The organism is Winslowiella sp. 2C04 (assembly GCF_050037805.1).
In the GTDB taxonomy this organism is placed as follows: Bacteria; Pseudomonadota; Gammaproteobacteria; order Enterobacterales; family Enterobacteriaceae; genus Erwinia; species Erwinia toletana_A.
This window is the reverse complement of sequence record NZ_CP188300.1, coordinates 3,172,896-3,192,506: the sequence shown is the minus strand read 5'-3', so window position 1 is coordinate 3,192,506 and position 19,611 is coordinate 3,172,896. Positions and strand designations below refer to the sequence as shown.

Annotated in this window: 16 protein-coding genes; 10 read left to right on the top strand and 6 right to left on the bottom strand. The window is 53.5% G+C overall.

What is annotated here, in order from left to right:
* Window positions 1-23 precede the first annotated feature (23 nt).
* On the bottom strand, window positions 24-599 hold the full coding sequence (locus tag ACP3TC_RS14330; protein ID WP_426816708.1) for a DedA family protein: 576 nt from the start codon (window positions 597-599) through the stop codon (window positions 24-26).
* Window positions 600-823: 224 nt separating this feature from the next.
* Here ACP3TC_RS14330 and ACP3TC_RS14325 point away from each other — a divergent pair, with 224 nt between their 5' ends.
* The 3 genes from ACP3TC_RS14325 (at window position 824) to ACP3TC_RS14315 (ending at window position 5,203) form a co-directional block, all read left to right on the top strand.
* Window positions 824-1,411: a Yip1 family protein gene (locus ACP3TC_RS14325; protein WP_313856598.1), complete on the top strand. Its 588-nt coding sequence runs from the start codon at window positions 824-826 to the stop codon at window positions 1,409-1,411.
* 179 nt (window positions 1,412-1,590) lie between these two features.
* The gene (gene pbpG / locus ACP3TC_RS14320; protein ID WP_313856600.1) at window positions 1,591-2,526 is read left to right on the top strand and encodes a D-alanyl-D-alanine endopeptidase; all 936 of its coding nucleotides are present in this window, start codon (window positions 1,591-1,593) and stop codon (window positions 2,524-2,526) included.
* A gap of 241 nt (window positions 2,527-2,767) precedes the next feature.
* Window positions 2,768-5,203, top strand: a complete 2,436-nt coding sequence (locus tag ACP3TC_RS14315) for a DUF3772 domain-containing protein (protein ID WP_313856603.1) — start codon at window positions 2,768-2,770, stop codon at window positions 5,201-5,203.
* A 54-nt stretch (window positions 5,204-5,257) separates the two neighbouring features.
* Here the strand turns inward: ACP3TC_RS14315 and dld are convergent, their stop codons facing one another.
* Together dld and ACP3TC_RS14305 are read right to left on the bottom strand one after the other, a co-directional pair.
* Window positions 5,258-7,000: a D-lactate dehydrogenase gene (gene dld, locus ACP3TC_RS14310; protein WP_426816707.1), complete on the bottom strand. Its 1,743-nt coding sequence runs from the start codon at window positions 6,998-7,000 to the stop codon at window positions 5,258-5,260.
* A 93-nt stretch (window positions 7,001-7,093) separates the two neighbouring features.
* On the bottom strand, window positions 7,094-7,789 hold the full coding sequence (locus tag ACP3TC_RS14305) for an MgtC family protein (protein WP_313856608.1): 696 nt from the start codon (window positions 7,787-7,789) through the stop codon (window positions 7,094-7,096).
* A gap of 614 nt (window positions 7,790-8,403) precedes the next feature.
* On the opposite strand from ACP3TC_RS14305, the gene bglX reads away from it, so the two are divergent.
* The 3 genes from bglX to idi all read left to right on the top strand — a co-directional run bounded on the left by bglX (window position 8,404) and on the right by idi (window position 13,331).
* Window positions 8,404-10,701: a beta-glucosidase BglX gene (gene bglX, locus ACP3TC_RS14300; RefSeq protein ID WP_426816706.1), complete on the top strand. Its 2,298-nt coding sequence runs from the start codon at window positions 8,404-8,406 to the stop codon at window positions 10,699-10,701.
* A gap of 827 nt (window positions 10,702-11,528) precedes the next feature.
* Window positions 11,529-12,638: a suppressor of fused domain protein gene (locus ACP3TC_RS14295; protein WP_426816705.1), complete on the top strand. Its 1,110-nt coding sequence runs from the start codon at window positions 11,529-11,531 to the stop codon at window positions 12,636-12,638.
* 159 nt (window positions 12,639-12,797) lie between these two features.
* Complete coding sequence (idi, locus tag ACP3TC_RS14290) at window positions 12,798-13,331, top strand: isopentenyl-diphosphate Delta-isomerase (RefSeq protein WP_426816704.1); 534 nt, start codon at window positions 12,798-12,800, stop codon at window positions 13,329-13,331.
* Window positions 13,332-13,380: 49 nt separating this feature from the next.
* Here the strand turns inward: idi and ACP3TC_RS14285 are convergent, their stop codons facing one another.
* Window positions 13,381-14,850 (bottom strand): MFS transporter, encoded by a 1,470-nt coding sequence (locus ACP3TC_RS14285; protein ID WP_313856615.1) that lies wholly within the window; start codon window positions 14,848-14,850, stop codon window positions 13,381-13,383.
* A 246-nt stretch (window positions 14,851-15,096) separates the two neighbouring features.
* On the opposite strand from ACP3TC_RS14285, the gene osmF reads away from it, so the two are divergent.
* The 4 genes from osmF to ACP3TC_RS14265 are packed head-to-tail and all read left to right on the top strand — an operon-like array spanning window position 15,097 to window position 18,898.
* Complete coding sequence (gene osmF / locus ACP3TC_RS14280) at window positions 15,097-16,017, top strand: glycine betaine ABC transporter substrate-binding protein OsmF (protein ID WP_426816703.1); 921 nt, start codon at window positions 15,097-15,099, stop codon at window positions 16,015-16,017.
* Window positions 16,018-16,074: 57 nt separating this feature from the next.
* Window positions 16,075-17,235: an ABC transporter permease gene (locus tag ACP3TC_RS14275; RefSeq protein WP_426816702.1), complete on the top strand. Its 1,161-nt coding sequence runs from the start codon at window positions 16,075-16,077 to the stop codon at window positions 17,233-17,235.
* A complete protein-coding gene (locus tag ACP3TC_RS14270; protein WP_426816701.1) occupies window positions 17,232-18,167 on the top strand; it encodes an ABC transporter ATP-binding protein in 936 nt (311 codons plus the stop codon). The genes ACP3TC_RS14275 and ACP3TC_RS14270 overlap by 4 nt, the downstream gene beginning before the upstream one ends.
* Entirely contained in the window at window positions 18,167-18,898 is a 732-nt protein-coding gene (locus ACP3TC_RS14265) for an ABC transporter permease (protein ID WP_426818281.1), read from the top strand. Before ACP3TC_RS14270 ends, ACP3TC_RS14265 begins: the two co-directional genes overlap by 1 nt.
* Here ACP3TC_RS14265 and ACP3TC_RS14260 read toward each other — a convergent pair.
* Window positions 18,879-18,986, bottom strand: a complete 108-nt coding sequence (locus tag ACP3TC_RS14260; RefSeq protein ID WP_052896699.1) for a membrane protein — start codon at window positions 18,984-18,986, stop codon at window positions 18,879-18,881. The genes ACP3TC_RS14265 and ACP3TC_RS14260 overlap by 20 nt on opposite strands.
* Before the next feature lie 75 nt (window positions 18,987-19,061).
* Window positions 19,062-19,595, bottom strand: a complete 534-nt coding sequence (locus ACP3TC_RS14255) for a DUF3833 domain-containing protein (protein WP_426816700.1) — start codon at window positions 19,593-19,595, stop codon at window positions 19,062-19,064.
* Between the last annotated feature and the right edge of the window lie 16 nt (window positions 19,596-19,611).

The window sequence follows — 19,611 nt, the reverse complement described above, 5'->3', positions numbered from 1 at the left end:
GATGGCGTCGCCCGTAAAGAAAGCTACTGCTGTCGATTATCTGCCCAGCGGCGAAACGCCACGCGGGCACCCCAGACCAGCGCGATTGCCGCCCCCAGCCACAGCAGATGCTTCAGGTGCTGATCGAGCTGGTGCAACCACGGAGCAATCACTCGTCCGCCAACGTAGCCCAGCGAAACAAAGATCAGCGCCCACAGCAGTGCGCCAATCACGTTCAGCAGCAGGAATTTGGCGGGTGACAGTCGGCTGGCTCCAATAATTACCGGGCCGATTAGCCGGAAGCCGTACATAAAGCGCACGCCAATAACAAATAGCGACGGCCGACGACGAATCATCTTATTGGCTTTAACAATCTTATCCTGATGTTTTTTAAACCGGCCGAGAATCGTCGTGCCGTAATAGCGACCAACAAAAAACAGCACTTGATCGCCAATGATGCCACCCAGCGCGGCAATCAGTACCACCCAACCATAATGTAGCAAGCCTTCATGTGCCGCCACGCCGCCTAATAAAGTAAAGGTTTCACCTTCTGCAAGACACCCTATCAACAGCGCCCAGTAACCATATTGTGAAATCAGTCCATTTACATCGATATGCAAAACTCACCTTCCTGTCAGTGCGCGTGAACCGCTAATTTTATACCCGGATTGCCATGACTTCAGGTAAAAGCGCTAAATTCCGCACTTTTCATCTCTCGCTTGATTATCGCTGATGAAAAAGTAAGCAAATAAACCGCCGGAAATGCCAGCGACATTTATACTTAGCTTAAGTCCACCGATCGCAGGTGAACGTTGGCGGTTAGTCGTATCAGAGGAGTGATTTTATGAATCATGTCTGGGGACTTCTGGCGCATCCCAATCAGGAAATGCGCGAAATCAAGCAAGAGGACGAGAGCGTTTCCCATCACTACACTCATCATGTACTGGTGATGGCGGCGATCCCGGTAATTAGCGCGTTTATCGGCACCACCCAACTGGGGTGGAATCTGGGTGCAGGACGCACTATTCAACTGTCTCTGATCACCGGTATTGCGTTAGCGGTAATGTTTTATGTGCTCATCCTCGGTGGCGTGGCGGTGATGGGGCGGGTCATTCACTGGATGGCGCGTGACTATCCGCAGCGACCCAGCCTGCAACGCTGTACGGTTTTTGCCGGTTATGTTGCCACACCGCTGTTTTTGAGCGGGCTGGTGGCGCTCTATCCGCTGGTATGGCTGTGCCTGTTTGTCGGTGCGCTGGCGCTGGTTTATACCGGTTATCTGTTATACGTCGGCATTCCGCTGTTCCTGAATATTGACCGTGAAGAGAGCCTGCGTTTTTCCGGTTCGACACTGGCCATCGGCATCCTGGTGTTTGAAGTATTACTGGCACTGACGGTAATGATTTGGGGCTACGGATATCTGATGTTTTAATCCACAGTGCCGCTGTGACTCAGCGGCACTTTGTTTACGACCAGAAACGAATCTCCAGTAGGAATTTACTTAAGTGCCGGAGTATGATGCAGCTGCCAGCCCCCGCGTGGCCTCACTTTTCGCGGATGGCGGCCTGTGTATTGCACAGCTAAACATCAACCCGTTTAAGTTTTGACACGATGCCTGCAAAAATCCGTTATTCGCTTTTGAGTTTAGCCATTCTTTTTTCTGGTCAGGGCATGTTCAGCCAGGCCGTCGCCAGCCAAAATATCACCAAAGTGGCCGCGTCTGCGCAGCCAGAAATCGCCTCCGGCAGCGCGATGGTAATCGATCTAAATACCAATAAAGTGATCTTCGCCAGCCATCCTGATCGGGTGCGGCCGATTGCTTCCATCACCAAAGTGATGACCGCGATGGTGGTGCTGGATGCACATCTGCCGCTGGATGAAATGTTAAAGGTTGATATCAGCCACACGCCGGAAATGCGCGGCGTCTATTCCCGGGTACGTCTTAACAGTGAGATCAGCCGTAAAAATATGCTGTTACTGGCGCTGATGTCATCGGAAAACCGTGCGGCGGCCAGCCTCGCGCATCACTATCCGGGCGGCTATAATGCGTTTATCCGCGCGATGAATGCCAAAGCGCGCGCGCTCGGCATGAGTAACACCCGTTACGTCGAGCCGACCGGCTTGTCGATTAATAATGTCTCCACCGCGCGCGATCTGACTAAACTGCTGATTGCCTCTAAAAAGTACCCACTGATTGGTCAGTTGAGTACTACCCATGAAGATATGGCGAACTTCAGCAGCCCGAATTACACCCTGCCTTTCCGCAATACCAATCATCTGGTTTACAAACCTGACTGGAACATTCAGCTGACTAAAACCGGTTTTACTAATGAGGCCGGACACTGCCTGGTCATGCGGACTACGATTAATCAGCGCCCGGTGGCGCTGGTGGTGCTGGATGCTTTTGGTAAATATACCCATTTTGCCGATGCAAATCGTCTGCGTAGCTGGATTGAAACCGGTAAGGCCGCGCCGGTTCCGGCGGCTGCTCTGAGCTATAAAAAACAGAAAGCCGCGCAGGTCGCCAGCAACAGCACGGTTGAATAGGCAGTTTTCCCGCCTTCCTCTGTCACCTGGGAGGGCGGTTCAACGCGCTAATTGCGCACCGATCGTCACTTTTGTCAGCAGACAAGCGCAGCGCATTACTGTTACTTATTAACTATAAGTTATCTAATACTTAACCATTTATCCTATAGTTAAGGGTGTTGTAACAGCATAAACTAATTTGCTGTCGTGCTGCGGCCTGCTGCCGCGCCAGTCATTGATAACCGCATGGGTCGCTCTCGCTATGTCAACGTTGTTCACTTTTATACGTGTGTGTTTACTGGCGTTTATCACGCTGACACCAGCATTAAGTATGGCAGCGGATGCTATTTCGCCGCCTGTCGCTAATAGCGATGAAGCGCCGAAGGTTAATGCCTCGGCTGAACTGCAGAAAATGCAGAAAATACTCGATAAAATTAAAGGGCAGGTTTCCGGCGACAATAATAACGACGGCAAACTCGGGCAGCTTAATGATATGGCGCTGGAGCTTTCCAGCAGCGCCGATACTCTGGTTCAGGCACTGATTCCACAACGGGCGCAGCTGGTTGCGCAACTGGCGGTGCTTGGCCCGGCTCCGACGGCAGAAAGCGGTGTTAAAGAGACGCCGGAGATGACGCGTCAGCGTAAATCGCTGGAGAGCCAGAAGAGTAAACTGGACGATCAGATCAAGCAGGCTGAAGCGCTTAAAAACAACACGCTGAATCTGTCATCGCAAATTATCAGCCTGCGCCGTGATGCGATGAAAACCCAGCTGGCGCTGAATTCCGGCAGTATTTTTGGCACGCGTTTTTGGGCGCCGTTATTTGGTACGGATAATTCCGACGGCCAGAAAATCAGTAGCTTCGCCGACGAGTTAGCGGCAACTGCTGCACTTTCATGGGAACCCGAGTGGCGTTTCGGCACCATCGCCTGGATTCTTGCGGCGTTGCTGGTAGCGACGCTGGGGCGACGTTATTGCGAAGAGTTTTTTGCCTGGATAAGCATTCATAAAATGCCGGAAGGGCGTCTGCGCCGCAGCTTCCTCGCCACGACTACCGCACTGACTACGCTGGTGGCGGTGTTGCTGGCATTTAACTTTATCGATCAGGCCTTTACCCGCCGGGCAGAAGTTACCCAGGATGTGCAGGACTTCGTGGATAAGCTGGTACAGCTCAGCGTGTTCTGTGGCCTGATTGCCGGCCTGGGGCGGGCATACCTCTCCACCCGCCGTCCGTCATGGCGACTGCCTGCTATCTCGAATGAGGTGGCTACCGCGCTGAAACCTTTCCCGCCGCTTACCGCCTCACTGGTGTTTATCTTCCAGACGGTAGAGTCATTTAACAGCAGCGCCGGAACCAGCATCGGTACCACGATCTGGGCCAATGGCTTAACCGCACTGCTGGTCGGCGCAACGGCACTGTCGATCAGTTTCCGCACCAGCCGGGCGCGTCGCAAAATGCTGCATGCAGGTCTGCAACCTGAAGTGCGTTCCACACTGGTTGGCCTGATTCAGCTGGCGATTACTCTGACCGGGTTAGCAATACTCGCCTCGCTGGTGATTGGTTACGTCACCCTGAGCCGCTTTCTCAGTTATGAGCTGATCTGGATTGGCATTGTGCTGGGCTCTTTCTGGATGCTCAGCCAGTTAGTTCAGGATAGCTGCGAAAGCCTGTTGTCGACCAATAATACCACCGGTAAACGCTTGCAGACCTCGCTGAATATTGAGGAGCGCCATCTGTCGCAGGCGGCAGCACTGCTGTCGGCCATCGGTAAAACCGCCCTGGTACTGTTTGCCGCCGTCGCCATACTGAACGGCACGCTCGGCACTTCAACGCCGATTGAGTTGCTGCAAAAAGCGATCGAATTCTGGGGTGGTAAAGGGCTGGAATCGCTGAATATTGTGCCCGCGCATCTGGTGAATGCTTTTCTCTGCCTGGTGGTCGGTATTTATGTACTGCGTTCGGTAAAACGCTGGCTGGATAAAGACTTTCTGCCCAAAACCACCATGGACACCGGCATGCGCGTGTCGCTGGTGACGCTGTTCAGCAATGTTGGCTACGTGCTGATTATTTTGCTGACGCTCTCCACCATCGGTTTGCAGTGGAACAAACTGGCGTGGATAGTCAGTGCATTATCAGTCGGTATTGGTTTTGGCTTGCAGGAGATCGTTAAAAACTTTATCTCCGGCTTGATTTTGTTGACCGAACGTCCGGTTAAAGTTGGTGACCTGGTCAGCATTAGCGGCATTGAGGGCGATATTCGTCGCATTAATGTGCGCGCCACTGAAATTCAGCTCGGTGATAAATCGACGGTAATTGTGCCTAACTCACAGTTTATCTCGCAAAACGTGCGTAATGCTACGATGGGCAACGCGCAAGGGGTGGCGACCATTACGCTGACCTTCCCGCTGGATATTGATCCGGTGCTGGTGCGTCAGCTGCTGTTGGACGTGTATAACGATAACGAGCGTATTCTTGATACGCCGGAGCCGTCGGTGTCATTTAAAGACTTAACGCCAGGTGGCATTGTACTGAGCGTTACCGGCAACGTCGCCAGCCCACGTCAGGTGAGTGGGGCGAAAAGTGATTTGCTATTCGATATTCTTACTCGCTTACGTAAAGAGGGCGTGGTGCTGTCATCGCCACAAACCATGGTGATTGAACGTAAGAACGGCAATATGGTGCTGAAAGAGGCGGAGTAGGCAATTGTAAGGGAGCCGTTTTCGGCTCCCGTGGTAATGATCAAACTAAAGCGTTCAGCTATCTTTCTGCACATCCTTGCCGCAGTCGCATGCTCCCCAGTGTTTTATTTTGCTGGTTTTACCAATCCCGGGATTAAAACTGTTGGTAGGATCCAGCTGCTGATAAAACGCTTTCAGCTGTGGTTTCGCCTGATACAGATGACCGACGTTATGCTCTGCCGGATATTCCGCACCGCGTGCGGCGAGGATCGCCAACATTTTTTCTTTCAGCGCATGCGCATCAACGCCTTTCCTGACAATGTAATCCTGATGAAAAACGTGGCACATAAAGTGGCCGTAATACAGTCGATGTACCAGTGCATCATCAAACTCTGGCGGCAGCTGCTCAAACCAGTCACGGTCGTTGCGGCGCAAGGCAATATCCAGCGCCAGAATGTCTTCCACTTCATTATGATGCACCGCGTGGTAACGCACCGCCGCGCCTGCCGCTGCGAAGCGATGTAAAAAGGCCTTCGCCCCTTCCTGCGCATCGCATTCAAAAAAGTCGCCTTCAGCCTGCTGGAAAACCTGTTTTAGATAATCACGTGCTTCTGCTACCCCTTCACCGGACATTTTCAGCATCAGATGGTGCTCAAAGCGATCACGATACTGCTTCAGCCGTTTCGGCAGGTGGGAAGGCAGCCATGAGCTGACTTTTTGCAACAGGCGATCGCTGGCATTTGGCTTGAGAAAGCTCAGGCGATTCAGCAGCGCATCGGCGCGGCCTTTGAGGGTGAAAAACAGCGGCATCTTATCGGTGCCGAGCTTATCGATCATCACAAAGGTATCTTTACCGTACACTTCGGCGATATCGAAAATATCCCGATGCATATATTCACCGGCGACCGGCAGATTTTTGAAGTTAGCCAGCATATGACGACGCAGATCATCCAGTACCGCGGTGTGATTAGTGCCGATATAAAATACCTGCTGCGCGCTTTCGGCAACAAAGGTATCAAGCCGCACGGCAAATACCGCCAGCTTACCGGCGCAGCCGGAGGCTTCAAACAGGCGACGCTCATCGGCGTTAAAACGGGAAGGGGTATCGGCTTCGACGTCACGTACCCGTTCAGCATAATCACTGTCGGACGCGTGGCGATGGTCGTTTAACACATCACTGGCACGCCAGTTTTCATCATCGAGTTTGCCGAGAATCTGCTCCGGAGAGCTGCCAAGATTGATCCCCAGATGATTGACCAGCTGTAACTGACCTTTTTCGTTGATACGGGCATACAGCGCCATCTCGGTATAGGCCGGACCGCGTTTTACCAGCGAGCCACCGGAATTATTACAGATGCCGCCCATAACCGACGCGCCGATGCAGGAGGAACCAATGACCGAATGAGGTTCTCGTCCCAAAGGTTTCAGCACTTTTTCCAGCTGATAAAGCGTGCTGCCAGGAAACGCCAGTACCTGTTTGCCGCCATCAATTAACTGGATCTTATCCATGCGTAAGGTGCTGATAATCACGATATCACGCTGATAATCGTTGCCCTGCGGCGTTGAACCTTCCGTCAGGCCGGTGTTGGCTGCCTGCATCAGAATAATTTTATCGGCGTCAACGGCGGCTTTCAGTACCTGCCATAACGCTGACAGGCTGCCGGGAAAAATAACCGCCAGCGCATCGCCCTCGCCGGAGCGGAAGCCTTTGCGGTAGCGTTCGGTTTTACGTGGATCGGTAAGTAGGTGCTGATGACCGACGATACGGGCAAATTCGGCGAGCAGAGATTTATTGGCTGATTTTTCTGAGGTGTGCATATCCATTGTCCTTTTTTGTGTCACGCCAATACTGTAGCGCAACCCGCATTATCACGGTGGTGAAATTCACACCACCGCGATAATACTCAGCGATCAGGACGTTGCGTCGGCAATACGCCAGTGGACGGCGCTGACGCTTTTTTCCAGACTGATACGGCAAACAATATTTTCCAGTTCGCGCTGCGCATGGGGGAATCCGAAGATATCGGCGCAAACTTCCAGCTGTCCTGGGCGATCAATATCGGCGCTGCACAATGATTGCAGACGTAATGCCACCCCGTTCAGCGCCTGCAGAATCAGCGTACGGACCAGAATTTCATCTTCGGCGCCGCAGGTTATCTGGATACGATAGCACTGCTCGGTATCCACTTCTGGCGCTTTTGGTTGCAGATTAATACGCTGTGCGGCTTCGCGCAGCAGGATATTGGCGCAGAGTAACACCAGCGTGGCGGCGGTGGCGTTGGCAAATTGACCCAGGCCGCAGAGCACGCCCACTGCCGCAGAACACCACAGAGTCGCAGCGGTGTTCAGGCCGCTGATATTCAAACCCTGGCGCATAATCACGCCAGCACCTAAAAAACCAATGCCGGAAACCACTTGCGCCGCAATTCGTCCCGGACTGTCCGGTGAAGTGCTGGCAGAACTTAAAATAAAAATTGCCGCCCCGGTGGCGACCAGCGCATTGGTGCGCAGGCCTGCCATCCGTTGACGCCACTGGCGCTCAGCGCCGATCACTGCGCCGAGCAAAACTGCCAGCGCCAGATGCACGATAAATGGGGACCATGCCATGATAATTACTCACTTTTTGCGCGCCATCACGGCGGGCAGGGGAAACTGTTATGCGTAAAACGCATCTGAAAGAGCTGAATAATCAGCGAGTTTTCAGCAGCTACGCCCCGGAGGAAACAGGCTATGGCTGGGCACATTCAGAGCTGAGCTAATCAACGATAAGATAAAACGCATAATGCACCTTTATTCAGGGCAAATCCTGCCCGGAAATATGCGGATAAAAACGGGATGCATCAGCGATAACGCTGGAGTGATGACACTACCCGCCGTGATGTACGGCAAGTAACGTATCGGGGATAGGTTATTTTGCCGTGGAGGTTAATCGACTACTTTGACTGTCCAATGGGGTTCTCCAGGAAAATTTTGCCGGACTATAAGCGGCCTTAGCTCACCTGTAAAGGAAGAAATCGCTGTGGTTTAATCGCGGTTAAGCTATCGCAAAAAAAACATTCTGCCGCTAGCATTGAGTGAACCGTGATTTTTTTGCTGGTTTTATCATTGCGATAAGTTGTTGTCGGGTATCAGTCGCCAGATTGTGGCAAACTGCTGCCATCCTTGTTGCTCAGTTACGCAATAAATCGTTACCGCGCAGTTACTTGTGAGATGCCAATCTGATGAAATGGATTTACTCTGTCAGCCTTGCTGTCACGCTGGCGATGCAGCCAGCCTTTGCCGATGTTCAACCGGCGCAACATCCGTTGACCCCGCAAGCCCGTGATGCCTTTGTCAGCGACCTGCTGAAAAAAATGACGCTCGACGAGAAAATCGGTCAGCTACGACTGATCACCGTCGGTCCGGAAAACACTAAAGAGGTGATCCGTGACATGATCCAGCAGCAGCAGGTCGGGGCGATTTTTAATACCGTCACCCGTCAGGATATTCGCGCGATGCAGGATCAGGCGATGCAACTCAGCCGTCTGAAAATACCGCTGTTCTTCGCTTATGATGTGATTCACGGTCAGCGCACCGCGTTTCCGATCCCGTTAGGGCTGGCTGCCAGCTGGGATCTGGATGCGTTAGCCGATGTCGGACGTATTTCGGCTTATGAAGCCGCTGACGATGGCCTGAATATGACCTGGGCACCGATGGTGGATGTCACCCGTGAGCCGCGTTGGGGCAGGGTATCGGAAGGTTTTGGTGAAGATACTTACCTCACCGCTGAAATGGGCCGCACGCTGGTGGAGTCGATGCAGGGTAAAAGCGCGGCAGATCGTCACTCGGTGATGACCAGCGTGAAACACTATGCCGCCTATGGCGCAGTGGAAGGGGGGCGCGATTACAATACCGTGGATATGAGCCCGCAGCGCCTGTTGCAGGACTATTTGCCACCGTACAAAGCCGCGCTGGATGCCGGTAGCGGCGGCGTCATGGTGTCGCTGAACTCGCTAAACGGCGTGCCGGCCACTGCCGACAGCTGGCTGCTAAAAGATATTCTGCGCGATGACTGGAAATTCAAAGGGATTACCATCAGCGACCACGGGGCGATCAAAGAGCTGATCAAACATGGCGTGGCCAGCGATCCTGAAGATGCGGTGCGGCTGGCGCTGAAATCCGGCGTTAACATGAGCATGAACGATGAGTATTACAGCAAGTATTTACCGGGGCTGGTGAAGCGCGGCGAGGTCAGCGAGCAGGAAATTGACGACGCCACGCGCCACGTGCTGAATGTGAAATACGATATGGGTCTGTTCAACGATCCCTACAGTCATTTAGGGGCTAAAGAGAGTGACCCACAGGATACCAATGCTGAAAGCCGCCTGCATCGTGCCGAAGCACGCGATGTGGCACGTAAGAGCATGGTGCTGCTGAAAAATCGGCTGGAAACGCTGCCGCTGAAGAAAAGCGGCACCATTGCGCTGGTCGGGCCGCTGGCTGACAGCCAAAATGACATTATTGGCAGCTGGTCGGCGGCGGCAGTTTCCGGGCAGGCGGTGACGCTGTTGCAGGGGATGAAAAATGCCACTGACGGTAAAGCGACAATACTGTATGCCAAAGGCGCTAACGTGACCGACAACAAAGGCATTCAGGACTTCCTGAACCTGTATGAAAATGCGGTTAACAAAGATACACGCAGCGCACAACAGATGCTGGACGAAGCGGTTGCCGCGGCGAAGCAGGCTGATGTGGTCATTGCCGCGGTCGGTGAAGCGCGTGGTATGGCGCATGAAGCCTCCAGCCGCAGTGATATCACGATTCCGCCAAGCCAGGTGAAGTTGCTGGACGCGCTGAAAGCGACCGGCAAGCCGTTAGTGATCGTACTGATGAACGGTCGCCCACTGGCGCTGGTCAAAGAGCAGCAGCAGGCTGATGCAATACTGGAAACCTGGTTCAGCGGCACTGAAGGTGGGAATGCGATTGCCGATGTGTTGTTCGGCGATTATAACCCGTCGGGTAAATTGCCAATGTCCTTCCCGCGTTCTGTCGGTCAGATTCCGATTTACTACAATCATCTGAACACCGGGCGTCCTTACAACTTTGAGAAACCGAACAAATATACCTCCCATTATTATGACGCTGCCAACGGTCCGCTGTTCCCGTTTGGTTATGGTCTCAGCTATACCAGCTTCAAGGTATCGCCAGTAACCCTGTCTGCTGACACGATGCCGCGTGATGGCACGGTCAACGCCAGTGTTACCGTCACTAATACCGGCAAGCGCGATGGCGCAACGGTGGTACAGATGTACCTGCGCGATCAGGTTGCCAGCATCAGTCGTCCGGTTAAAGAACTTAAAGGCTTCAAGCGAATTATGCTGAAAGCTGGCGAGTCACAAACCGTCACCTTCCCGATTGACGTTGATGCGCTTAAGTTCTGGAATGCGCGACTGCAGCAGGTTGCCGAGCCGGGTAAATTCAGCGTGATGATTGGGCTGGATTCTGCTGATACCGAAGAGGCGGAATTCACCTACCTGTAGTGATTAGCAGGCATGGGGGGATATCCCCCATGCCTTTTCAGCCGCGTCCATTCTCTTTCCATGTTTTAATAAACCAGTGAATAACGAAATAAAATAGCTCAAGAAGCTTAATTATTCCTAAGGGAATAATTAACACAAGAAGGATGCGGGTGTACTGGCAGGGGATATTAATAAGTGTGTTTTCTATAAGCTTTAAGTTTTTAAAAACAGCGAGTGTCAGTAGTAGAACAACGAATGATATAATGGTTCTCGATAATTTTGATGCATTATATATGGATTTCATGATTTCCTTATCATAATACGCAGATGTTTTTAAATAAACTTCATGGATGAAATACTAACCGGGCCAGGAACCGCCGCGACTGTTAAGGTTAATGCCGTACTGACTATGCTGGGTCGATTATCGCCAACTGTTTATACATTGATAACTGATACTGGTTACATTAACTTATTAAGCAACGAATTCACGTTGTTATTTTTGAGCGCTGAATGGCAATTTGTATACTCGAGTGACATTCAATGTCAATAATAAGATATGACTCCTGTGTTAGAAATATCATGATTATTTCAAGAATAATTATGCTATGTGGTTAAAATATACAGGGTTGTATTTACTACAGCTGGTTAATCTTTTAAATAACAGTACCCAGTCAGCATCACACATAATAAAGCAACCGAAAAACGCGCGGCAAAATTTATCACTGCCAAAATTTTTTAATTGGGCATTTCATCATTTGAGAGTTTTACCCTTGTGCTGACGTGGCGCGGCAGGCGATCCTGCTCTATTCTCGGGGAAAAAGGATTCCTCCACGCTACGTTGAGGCTTTATGACACAGTCGCATCTGATTGCTGAGATCGCTAATCAGCAACAAACGCTTACCGCCGTCATCGAACAGGATGAGCGTGCTGCCTATTTCTATATCTGGCCTGCTGAGCCTTTTCGCTCACAGTATGCCGTGCGCGGCTGCTGGTTACGCAATCTGTTACCGGCACCTCAGCAGGAGGATCGTCAGGCGATGGAGCAGGGCGTTGCGCCGCTGCTCAGTGCCGAATATTGCCGTACGCTGGAGGCTGAACCGCCGCTTGATGCTGCCGGTATTCAGATTATCTGGGAGCCGACCGACGACGGTGCCGCGGTGTGGTATCAGGGACAGCTGCTGGCGGTGATTCCGGGCTGGAGCCTGTATCAGGATCGGCAGGTCAGTTTTTCGGCGGGTTGTATTAAACCGAACCGCCTGACCGCACCGCTGGGTTCAGCGTCCACCAATGAATATTATGCACTCGCCGGGCAACATCGCCTGTTCTGGCGCGACTGGCATGACGGTCATCTGTGGGAGCCAATGCAGCACGAGATGCTGCAGTGTTATGCCGCGCAGTATGGCGAGTCACTGAAATATTACGCCATCGACCAGGGTAACTGGCCGCCGATGGCGATTTCTCAGCACTATCATCAGGGCGTCTGGTATTTCCTGACCCTCGGCATGAGCATCAGGCCGATGCCGTGGGTCGATTTCCTGTATGAAGATCTGTCGCCGCAGTATCGCCGCACTGAACTGGCGATGGCGATTGATGCCGACGTGATGACAGAAGATAACGCGGTGCAGATGGCCAGTGCGCTGGCCGGTTTCGCCCATCTGCCGTGGGCCAGACTAAGTTGGATTGGTGAAGGCCATACGCTGGAATCGTCGGTGGCACCGGTTGGTTTTGAGGGCTTTATTTTGTCAGGCGCACTGGCGCGTGATGAGGGGCAATTCCCGCTGCCAAAGCGCGAGGGTGAGAAGGTTAATCTACTGTGGGCCAGCCCGGTGACCACTGCCGAGCGCGAGTTTGCTCAGGCCGACGAAAATGGCGGTTATCAGCTGGTGGCGCGTCTGTTACAGTACGGTTCCGGCCATATCTTCCGCCCGCGCCAGCAGGTGGTGGAGACGGACAGCTAACGGCGCTTCGCGCCGGTAACAAACCCTTTGCGCGTTTTTCAGGTGGAATAATCCCTGCCTTGATTTATTGATGCTATTTGACATAAGTCTGAACGATTTTGTGCGGAAAATATGGCGAAGGATATGCCAGAATAGTGAGATTAGTCTTAAGGAGTCGTCATGTCCGCGATTGAAGTTATCCTGGTCGATCACCTCGATCGGCCAACCGGCAGAATGGAAAAGCTGGAAGTACACGAAAAAGGCTTACTGCATCGCGCGGTGACGATATACGTGTTTAATTCCAAACATCAGCTTTTACTGCAGCAGCGCGCCAGTGATAAATATCACTGCGGCGGGCTGTGGAGCAACACCTGCTGTGGTCATCCTTATCCGCAGGAATCCACTCAACACGCCGCTGAGCGACGCCTGTTTGAAGAGATGGGGCTGCGCCTGACGTTGACGCCAATGTTTGAGCTGAGCTATAACCTGCCGATGAGTAATGGACTGACCGAACATGAGTACGGCCATGTCTATTTTGCTGTCAGTGACGATCTGCCACGTCTGAATCCGCAAGAGGCCGATGACTGGCGTTATGCTGATATCGCAGCGGTTAGCCAGGAGATCGCGCGCGATCCGCTGGCGTTTACGCCGTGGTTTCTACACACTTTTGCACGCATTCCTGAGCAGCTAAAGCGCTTTACCCGCCAAACCTGACGCTGTCAGCTTCGCAAGCAATGGCCGGGTGAAGCCCGGCCAGACGTGATTAATCAGCAAAATCCTCCGCATCCACATCGTAACCTGATGGTTCCCAGCGAATCAGCAGCAGCGCCAGCAAGCCTGCCAGTGGTGCGACTGCTATCACCCAGAACACGCCGGTATCCAGCGTTGCCGCCAGCAGCGGGAACAGAAACAGCGACAGTGTCGAACTGGCGCGCATCAGCGTTTGATTGAAACCGACACCGACGCCGCGCAGGGAAGTCGGATAGCTAAGAGAAGCGTAGGTCATGGTATGCGAACCGGGGCCAAAGCCCTGACCGAGCAAGAAAATTGCCAGCATAGCGATCGCCAGTGCGGCTTCCTGTCCCCCTTCCGGTCGGCCAATTACCGCCAGCCCGATCAGTGCGACCAGTTGGAAAGCGTAACCCAGCACCGTCATTTTCCACGCGCCAAAGCGCGGAACCAGCCGCACCGCCAGCACGCCGCCAACAAAGGCAAACAGCAGGTTCAGCACCAGCGATACCAGAATGGTGGTCAGCATCGACTGGGCAAAAAAGCTGGAGATAATCACCGGCAGGCCAAACGCGACCGCGTTATACGCAAAAGAAGAGGCGACCGAAATCACCGTCGCCAGTATTGTGCGCCTGAGATAAATTCCCTTCAGCAGTTCGCCATAATTCCGCCAGCTGGCGCGGCGTGGCGGTTTGGCTGGCGTCAGATCGGCATCGTTGGCCACTTCAGCATTGATACCATAGGAGCTGCGAAGTATTTGCGCTGCGCCTTGCAGATTTCCCTGATTCGCTGCCCAAATCGGTGACTCGCTCATATAGCGACTGCGAATGGCGATAATAATCAGTGCCGGAACGGCACCAAAACCTAAAATCAGCCGCCACAGCCAGTCGGTATGGCTTTCTGGCAAGATCCCATACAGCAGCAGTACCAGCAGGTAAGAGATACTGATGGCGGCGTACCAGGTCGGGCACCACATGGCAATGCTGGCAGCTTTATTACCGCGCCCTTTCAGGCGGGAAAATTCTGCCAGAAAGGCCATTGCTACCGGCAGATCGATGCCGACCCCCAGCCCCATCACAAAACGCGCGCCTGCGAGTACGTACTCGTTAGGTGCAAAGGCGCAAGCCAGTGCCGCGATGACAAAGAAGAACATATCGGCCATAAAGACCCGATAACGACCAATTTTGTCGGTGAGATAACCGCCAATCAGCGCGCCGACAATGGCACCAAAGGTGATAGCCGAAGCCACCATGCCGGTGCCAGCCGGGGAAAGATTAAATTCGCGGGTGACGTCTTTGATACCAAATGCCAGCGCGCCAAGATCGTAGGCATCGAGAAATACGCCGCCCAGTGCAATTCCAATCACGATGCGCGCATTGCTGCGCGCCTGAGTGCTGTTATTGACCAGCTGCGAGACGTCAGCTGCACTACGTATTATTTCCGCCTTGCCAGACGGCACTTCGCCAACCGACGCGACGTGCGCCGAAGATGTAATTTCAGACATGATGTTGTGAACGCATTATTAGAATTGAATCAATAGCATACCCAGCCATCTGCGCAGATTAAATTCTATCTGGTTATATGTGATAGCCAATTGAACCTTGCAAATTGTCTTGCTGCTATCCAGGAGGGGGCAGCAATCGCGTCAGTAAAATTAGCCCTTCCTGCAAGTCGTAGAGACAAGTTTGCGCTACGCTTTTATAGCCTGCTTCGGCTACCGTCTGTCTCATGGAAAAAAGGATAAATAAAGATGGCTTTCAATATATTGCGTAGCGGCCTGTTGGGATTAACCGCGCTGATGACGCTGGTGGCCAGCGCGTCCGCTGCCGATGCGGTGCGCGTCGGCTCGAAAATTGACACCGAAGGTTCACTGCTGGGAAATATCATTTTGCAGGTGCTGGATAAACATGGGGTAAAAACCGTCAATAAAGTTCAGCTTGGCAATACGCAGGTGGTGCGCGGGGCGATTATCGCTGGTGAACTGGATATCTATCCGGAATATACCGGCAATGGCGCGTTCTTCTTTAACGATGAACAGGATGCGGCGTGGAAAAATGCCGCAGCGGGTTATGAAAAGGTCAAGAAACTCGACCAGCAAAAAAATCAGCTGACGTGGTTAACACCGGCACCGGCGAACAATACCTGGACAATTGCAGTGCGTAGCGACGTGGCGCAGAAGAATAAGCTGAATTCGTTGGAGGATCTCAGCCGCTATCTGAAACAGGGGGGCGAGTTCAAGCTGGCGGCGTCGGCAGAGTTTATTGAACGGGCGGATGCGCTGCCGGCGTTCCAGAAAGCCTATGGTTTCCAGCTGAAGCAGGACCAGCTGTTGTCGCTGGCCGGTGGCGATACGGCGGTAACGATTAAAGCCGCGGCGCAGCAAACGTCCGGCGTCAATGCCGCCATGGCGTATGGCACCGACGGCCCGGTGGCCGCACTGGCATTGCAAACCTTGAGCGATCCGAAAGGCGTACAGCCAATCTATGCGCCAGCGCCGGTGATCCGCGATGCAGTATTGAAACAGTATCCGGATATCGGCACATGGTTACAGCCGGTGTTTGCTTCACTGGATGAAAAAACGTTGCAACAGTTGAACGCGAAGATTGCCGTTGAAGGGCAGGATGCAAAAACTGTCGCAGCGGACTATCTCAAACAGAAGAATCTGCTGTAAGTCCATTTCGCAACCTGAGCCGGGCGAGCGCTGCTTTTCCGGCAAAACTGGGAAATTTTGCCAATTAAACTACACAATCGCGTACTTCTGACGCTGGCGCTGCTGCTGGGCCTTGCCCTTGCGGCCTTGCCATTTTTGACTTATGCCCCCAACCGTCTGGTTTCTGGCGAACCGCTGGCGCTCTGGTCGCTGCTGCAAGGCAGTGACAGATTGCTGCTGTTGCCGGTTGCGCTGTTGCTGCTGTGTGCATGGTGGCCGGTAAGCCGGCTAAATCTGGCCTTAATAGTCATATGCAGCGAGCTGTTACTGACCCTGATGCTGGCACTCAGTGGCCGTGAAGCCACCGCGCTGGCGCAGCAGGGCAGCCCGCTGGCGCGCACCGCGTTTGGCAGCGGGTTGTGGTTGGCGGCGGCACTCTGCCTGCTGATTACCGCCGATGCGCTATCACGTGTTATCCGCAGCGCTTTCTGGCGCTTGCTGCTGAATGCGCAGATGTGGCTCCCGGTGATCCTGCTGCTGGCGCTCGGACAGCTCGATCAGCTGGCGTTGCTGAAAGAGTACAGCAATCGTCAGGAGGTGTTCGATCAGGCGCTGTCGCGTCATCTGCTTCTGCTGTTCAGCACTCTGCTGCCGGCATTGCTGCTGGGCATTCCGCTCGGACTGATCTGCTATCGCCAGCCACGCTGCCAGTCGGCGGTATTTTCACTGCTGAATATTATTCAGACCGTGCCGTCGGTGGCCCTGTTTGGCCTGTTAATTGCTCCGCTGGCGGGGCTGGCCAACGCTTTTCCGCTGCTAAGTCGCTGGGGCATCAGCGGTATCGGGATGGCTCCGGCATTAATTGCGCTGGTGCTTTATGCACTGTTACCGCTGGTGCGCAGCGTGGTCGCGGGCTTGCAGCAGGTTCCGGCTGGGGTGATTGAAACCGCGTACGGGATGGGCATGACGCGAAGGCAGGTGTTCTGGCATGCCGAGGTGCCGCTGGCACTGCCGGTGATGTTAAGTGGCTTACGGGTTGTCGCCGTACAAACGGTGGGAATGGCAGTGATCGCCGCACTAATTGGTGCCGGTGGCTTTGGCGCGATTATTTTTCAGGGCTTACTGAGTAGTGCACTGGAGCTGGTTCTGCTCGGCGTGATCCCGGTGATCGCTCTGGCGGTGGTGGTAGACACGCTGTTTAAATTTATTATTTCGTTGCTGGAGAGCGATCGCCGATGATCAACTTTAATCAGGTAACTAAATACTTTGACGGCAAGGCGGCGATCAGTGACTTAACCCTGAATATTGCCGCCGGCGAATTTACCGTACTGATTGGCACGTCCGGTTCTGGTAAATCGACCACGCTGAAAATGATCAATCGCCTAATTGAACATGATGAAGGCACCATCCGTTTTGCTGGTGAAGAGATTCGCCGGTTTAATCCGCAGGTGTTACGGCGGCGCATGGGCTACGCGATCCAGTCTATCGGCCTGTTTCCGCACTGGACGGTGGAGAAAAATATCGCCACCGTTCCGGCGCTGCTGAACTGGCCGAAAGCGCGGGTGCAGCAGCGTGTGGCTGAACTGCTGGCATTACTTAATCTGGATGACGAGCTTCGCCATCGTTATCCGCATCAGCTTTCGGGCGGTCAGCAGCAGCGGGTAGGCGTGGCGCGTGCGCTGGCCGCCGACCCGGAAGTGTTATTGATGGATGAGCCTTTCGGTGCGCTTGATCCCGTCACACGCGGTGCCTTGCAGCAGGAGATTATTCGTATTCATCAGCTGTCGGGGCGTACTATTGTGCTGGTCACTCATGATATTGATGAAGCGCTGGCGCTGGCGGACAAAATTGTGCTGATGGATGGCGGCAGGGTGGTTCAGCAGGGTAAACCGGTGGAGCTGCTGACGCGGCCGGCAAACCAGTTTGTACGTGATTTCTTTGGCCGCAGTGAGCTGGGCGTACGCTTGTTATCACTCGGCAATGCGGGTTCAACGGCGCGACGCGGTGAATGGCAGGAGGATGAACCGATTGCTGCGGATACGACGCTGCGGGAGGCTCTTTCGCAGTTTATTGCGCGCCAGACCGACAAACTGCCGGTGGTCGACGGGCAGCAGAAACCACTGGGCGTGCTGTATTTTTCCGATTTGCTGCACCATCGGGAGAAATTATGATGCGCTGGCTACGCGACCCGTTGTGCTGGCTGCTGCTGCTGTTTGTCGCATTGCTGTGGGCGCTACCCTACAGCGGCGCGCTGTTTGCCCACTGGTTTCCACTGCTGGAGCGTCCGCTGTATCAGCAGGAAAGTTTTGCGCAGCTGGCGCTGGCGCATATTCAGCTGGTGGCAATTTCCAGCCTGCTGGCGACCTTGATCGGCGTCGGCGCGGGAATTCTGGTGACGCGCGGTGCCGGGCGCGAGTTTCGCTCAATCGTCGAAACGCTGGTCGCCGCCGGGCAAACCTTTCCGCCGGTCGCGGTACTGGCGATTGCGGTGCCGGTTATCGGCTTTGGCGAACGTCCGGCGGTGATTGCGCTGCTGCTGTATGGCTTATTGCCGATCTTACAGGGCACGTTAGCCGGGATCTCAGCGGTGCCTGCCAGTGCGCGTGAAATTGCTGAAGGGGTCGGCATGAGTGCATGGCAGATTCTGTATAAAGTGGAGTTGCCGCTGGCGTCACCGGTGATCCTCGCCGGTATTCGAACCTCGGTGATCATTAATATCGGTACGGCGGCAATTGCTTCAACGGTGGGGGCGAAAACGCTCGGTACGCCGGTGATTATCGGTCTGAGCGGTTTTAATACCGCTTATATTATTCAGGGGGCGATTCTGGTGGCGCTGCTGGCCATTATCACCGACAGGCTGTTTGAGCGATTATTGCAGCGGCTTAAGAGGCATGCAAAATAATGGCATAACCCACCAGCATCAGGCCGCCGACGCCGCCAATCGCCATCACCAGGAAGCCAGAAATAATTGCGGTTTTTTTCAGGTTCATTGCAGTGCCTTAATCATAAAAAAGAGGGCAGATCATAACGCGATCTGCCCTCGCATCATAGACGATTAAAGGCTTTTATTGCCCGGCGGCGTCCTCTTTATTAAAGAATATCGTTACCCGGGCCACTTCAATGCCGAATTTTTTCATTGAGGTGACGTTCAGCAAATGCTGCGCATCCTGCTGATAAATCCAGTCGTCAAAGTCGAGGCGGTAGCTGGATGAATCGGTTTTAACCTCCATCTTGTAGCGCCAGTTAAAGGCGTTACCCGCTGCATGTCCAATTGCGGTACCAATAATATCGTTCGCTGTGCCAACATAGCTGCCATCTTGCTGACGACGAATCTGCCAGACGCGAGTCTGCTTTTCACCGTCATCATAGACAAACTGCTCATGCAGAGTCAGGGTTTCACCCAGCACTTCGCCGCGAATAGTCACTTCAAAACGGCGTATCTGTTTACCGCTAAAATCCTGCACCATTCCCCAGGCGCGACTCTGACCATTGAAATACTGGAAAATATCGATTTTCGGCGTGGCCGACTGATATTCATCGATGCTGGTGCCGCAGCCGCTGACTAACAGACACATTCCCAGACAAAGCGCTTTCCACATTCTGTTTACCTCCGGT

Excerpts from the sequence above, each read along its gene's own strand:
- ACP3TC_RS14325 (WP_313856598.1), top strand. The coding sequence starts at position 824 with ATGAATCATGTCTGGGGACTTCTGGCGCATCCCAATCAGGAAATGCGC.
- pbpG (WP_313856600.1), top strand. The coding sequence starts at position 1,591 with ATGCCTGCAAAAATCCGTTATTCGCTTTTGAGTTTAGCCATTCTTTTT.
- ACP3TC_RS14315 (WP_313856603.1), top strand. The coding sequence starts at position 2,768 with ATGTCAACGTTGTTCACTTTTATACGTGTGTGTTTACTGGCGTTTATC.
- dld (WP_426816707.1), bottom strand. The coding sequence starts at position 7,000 with ATGCACACCTCAGAAAAATCAGCCAATAAATCTCTGCTCGCCGAATTT.
- ACP3TC_RS14305 (WP_313856608.1), bottom strand. The coding sequence starts at position 7,789 with ATGGCATGGTCCCCATTTATCGTGCATCTGGCGCTGGCAGTTTTGCTC.
- bglX (WP_426816706.1), top strand. The coding sequence starts at position 8,404 with ATGAAATGGATTTACTCTGTCAGCCTTGCTGTCACGCTGGCGATGCAG.
- ACP3TC_RS14295 (WP_426816705.1), top strand. The coding sequence starts at position 11,529 with ATGACACAGTCGCATCTGATTGCTGAGATCGCTAATCAGCAACAAACG.
- idi (WP_426816704.1), top strand. The coding sequence starts at position 12,798 with ATGTCCGCGATTGAAGTTATCCTGGTCGATCACCTCGATCGGCCAACC.
- ACP3TC_RS14285 (WP_313856615.1), bottom strand. The coding sequence starts at position 14,850 with ATGTCTGAAATTACATCTTCGGCGCACGTCGCGTCGGTTGGCGAAGTG.
- osmF (WP_426816703.1), top strand. The coding sequence starts at position 15,097 with ATGGCTTTCAATATATTGCGTAGCGGCCTGTTGGGATTAACCGCGCTG.
- ACP3TC_RS14270 (WP_426816701.1), top strand. The coding sequence starts at position 17,232 with ATGATCAACTTTAATCAGGTAACTAAATACTTTGACGGCAAGGCGGCG.
- ACP3TC_RS14265 (WP_426818281.1), top strand. The coding sequence starts at position 18,167 with ATGCGCTGGCTACGCGACCCGTTGTGCTGGCTGCTGCTGCTGTTTGTC.
- ACP3TC_RS14260 (WP_052896699.1), bottom strand. The coding sequence starts at position 18,986 with ATGAACCTGAAAAAAACCGCAATTATTTCTGGCTTCCTGGTGATGGCG.
- ACP3TC_RS14255 (WP_426816700.1), bottom strand. The coding sequence starts at position 19,595 with ATGTGGAAAGCGCTTTGTCTGGGAATGTGTCTGTTAGTCAGCGGCTGC.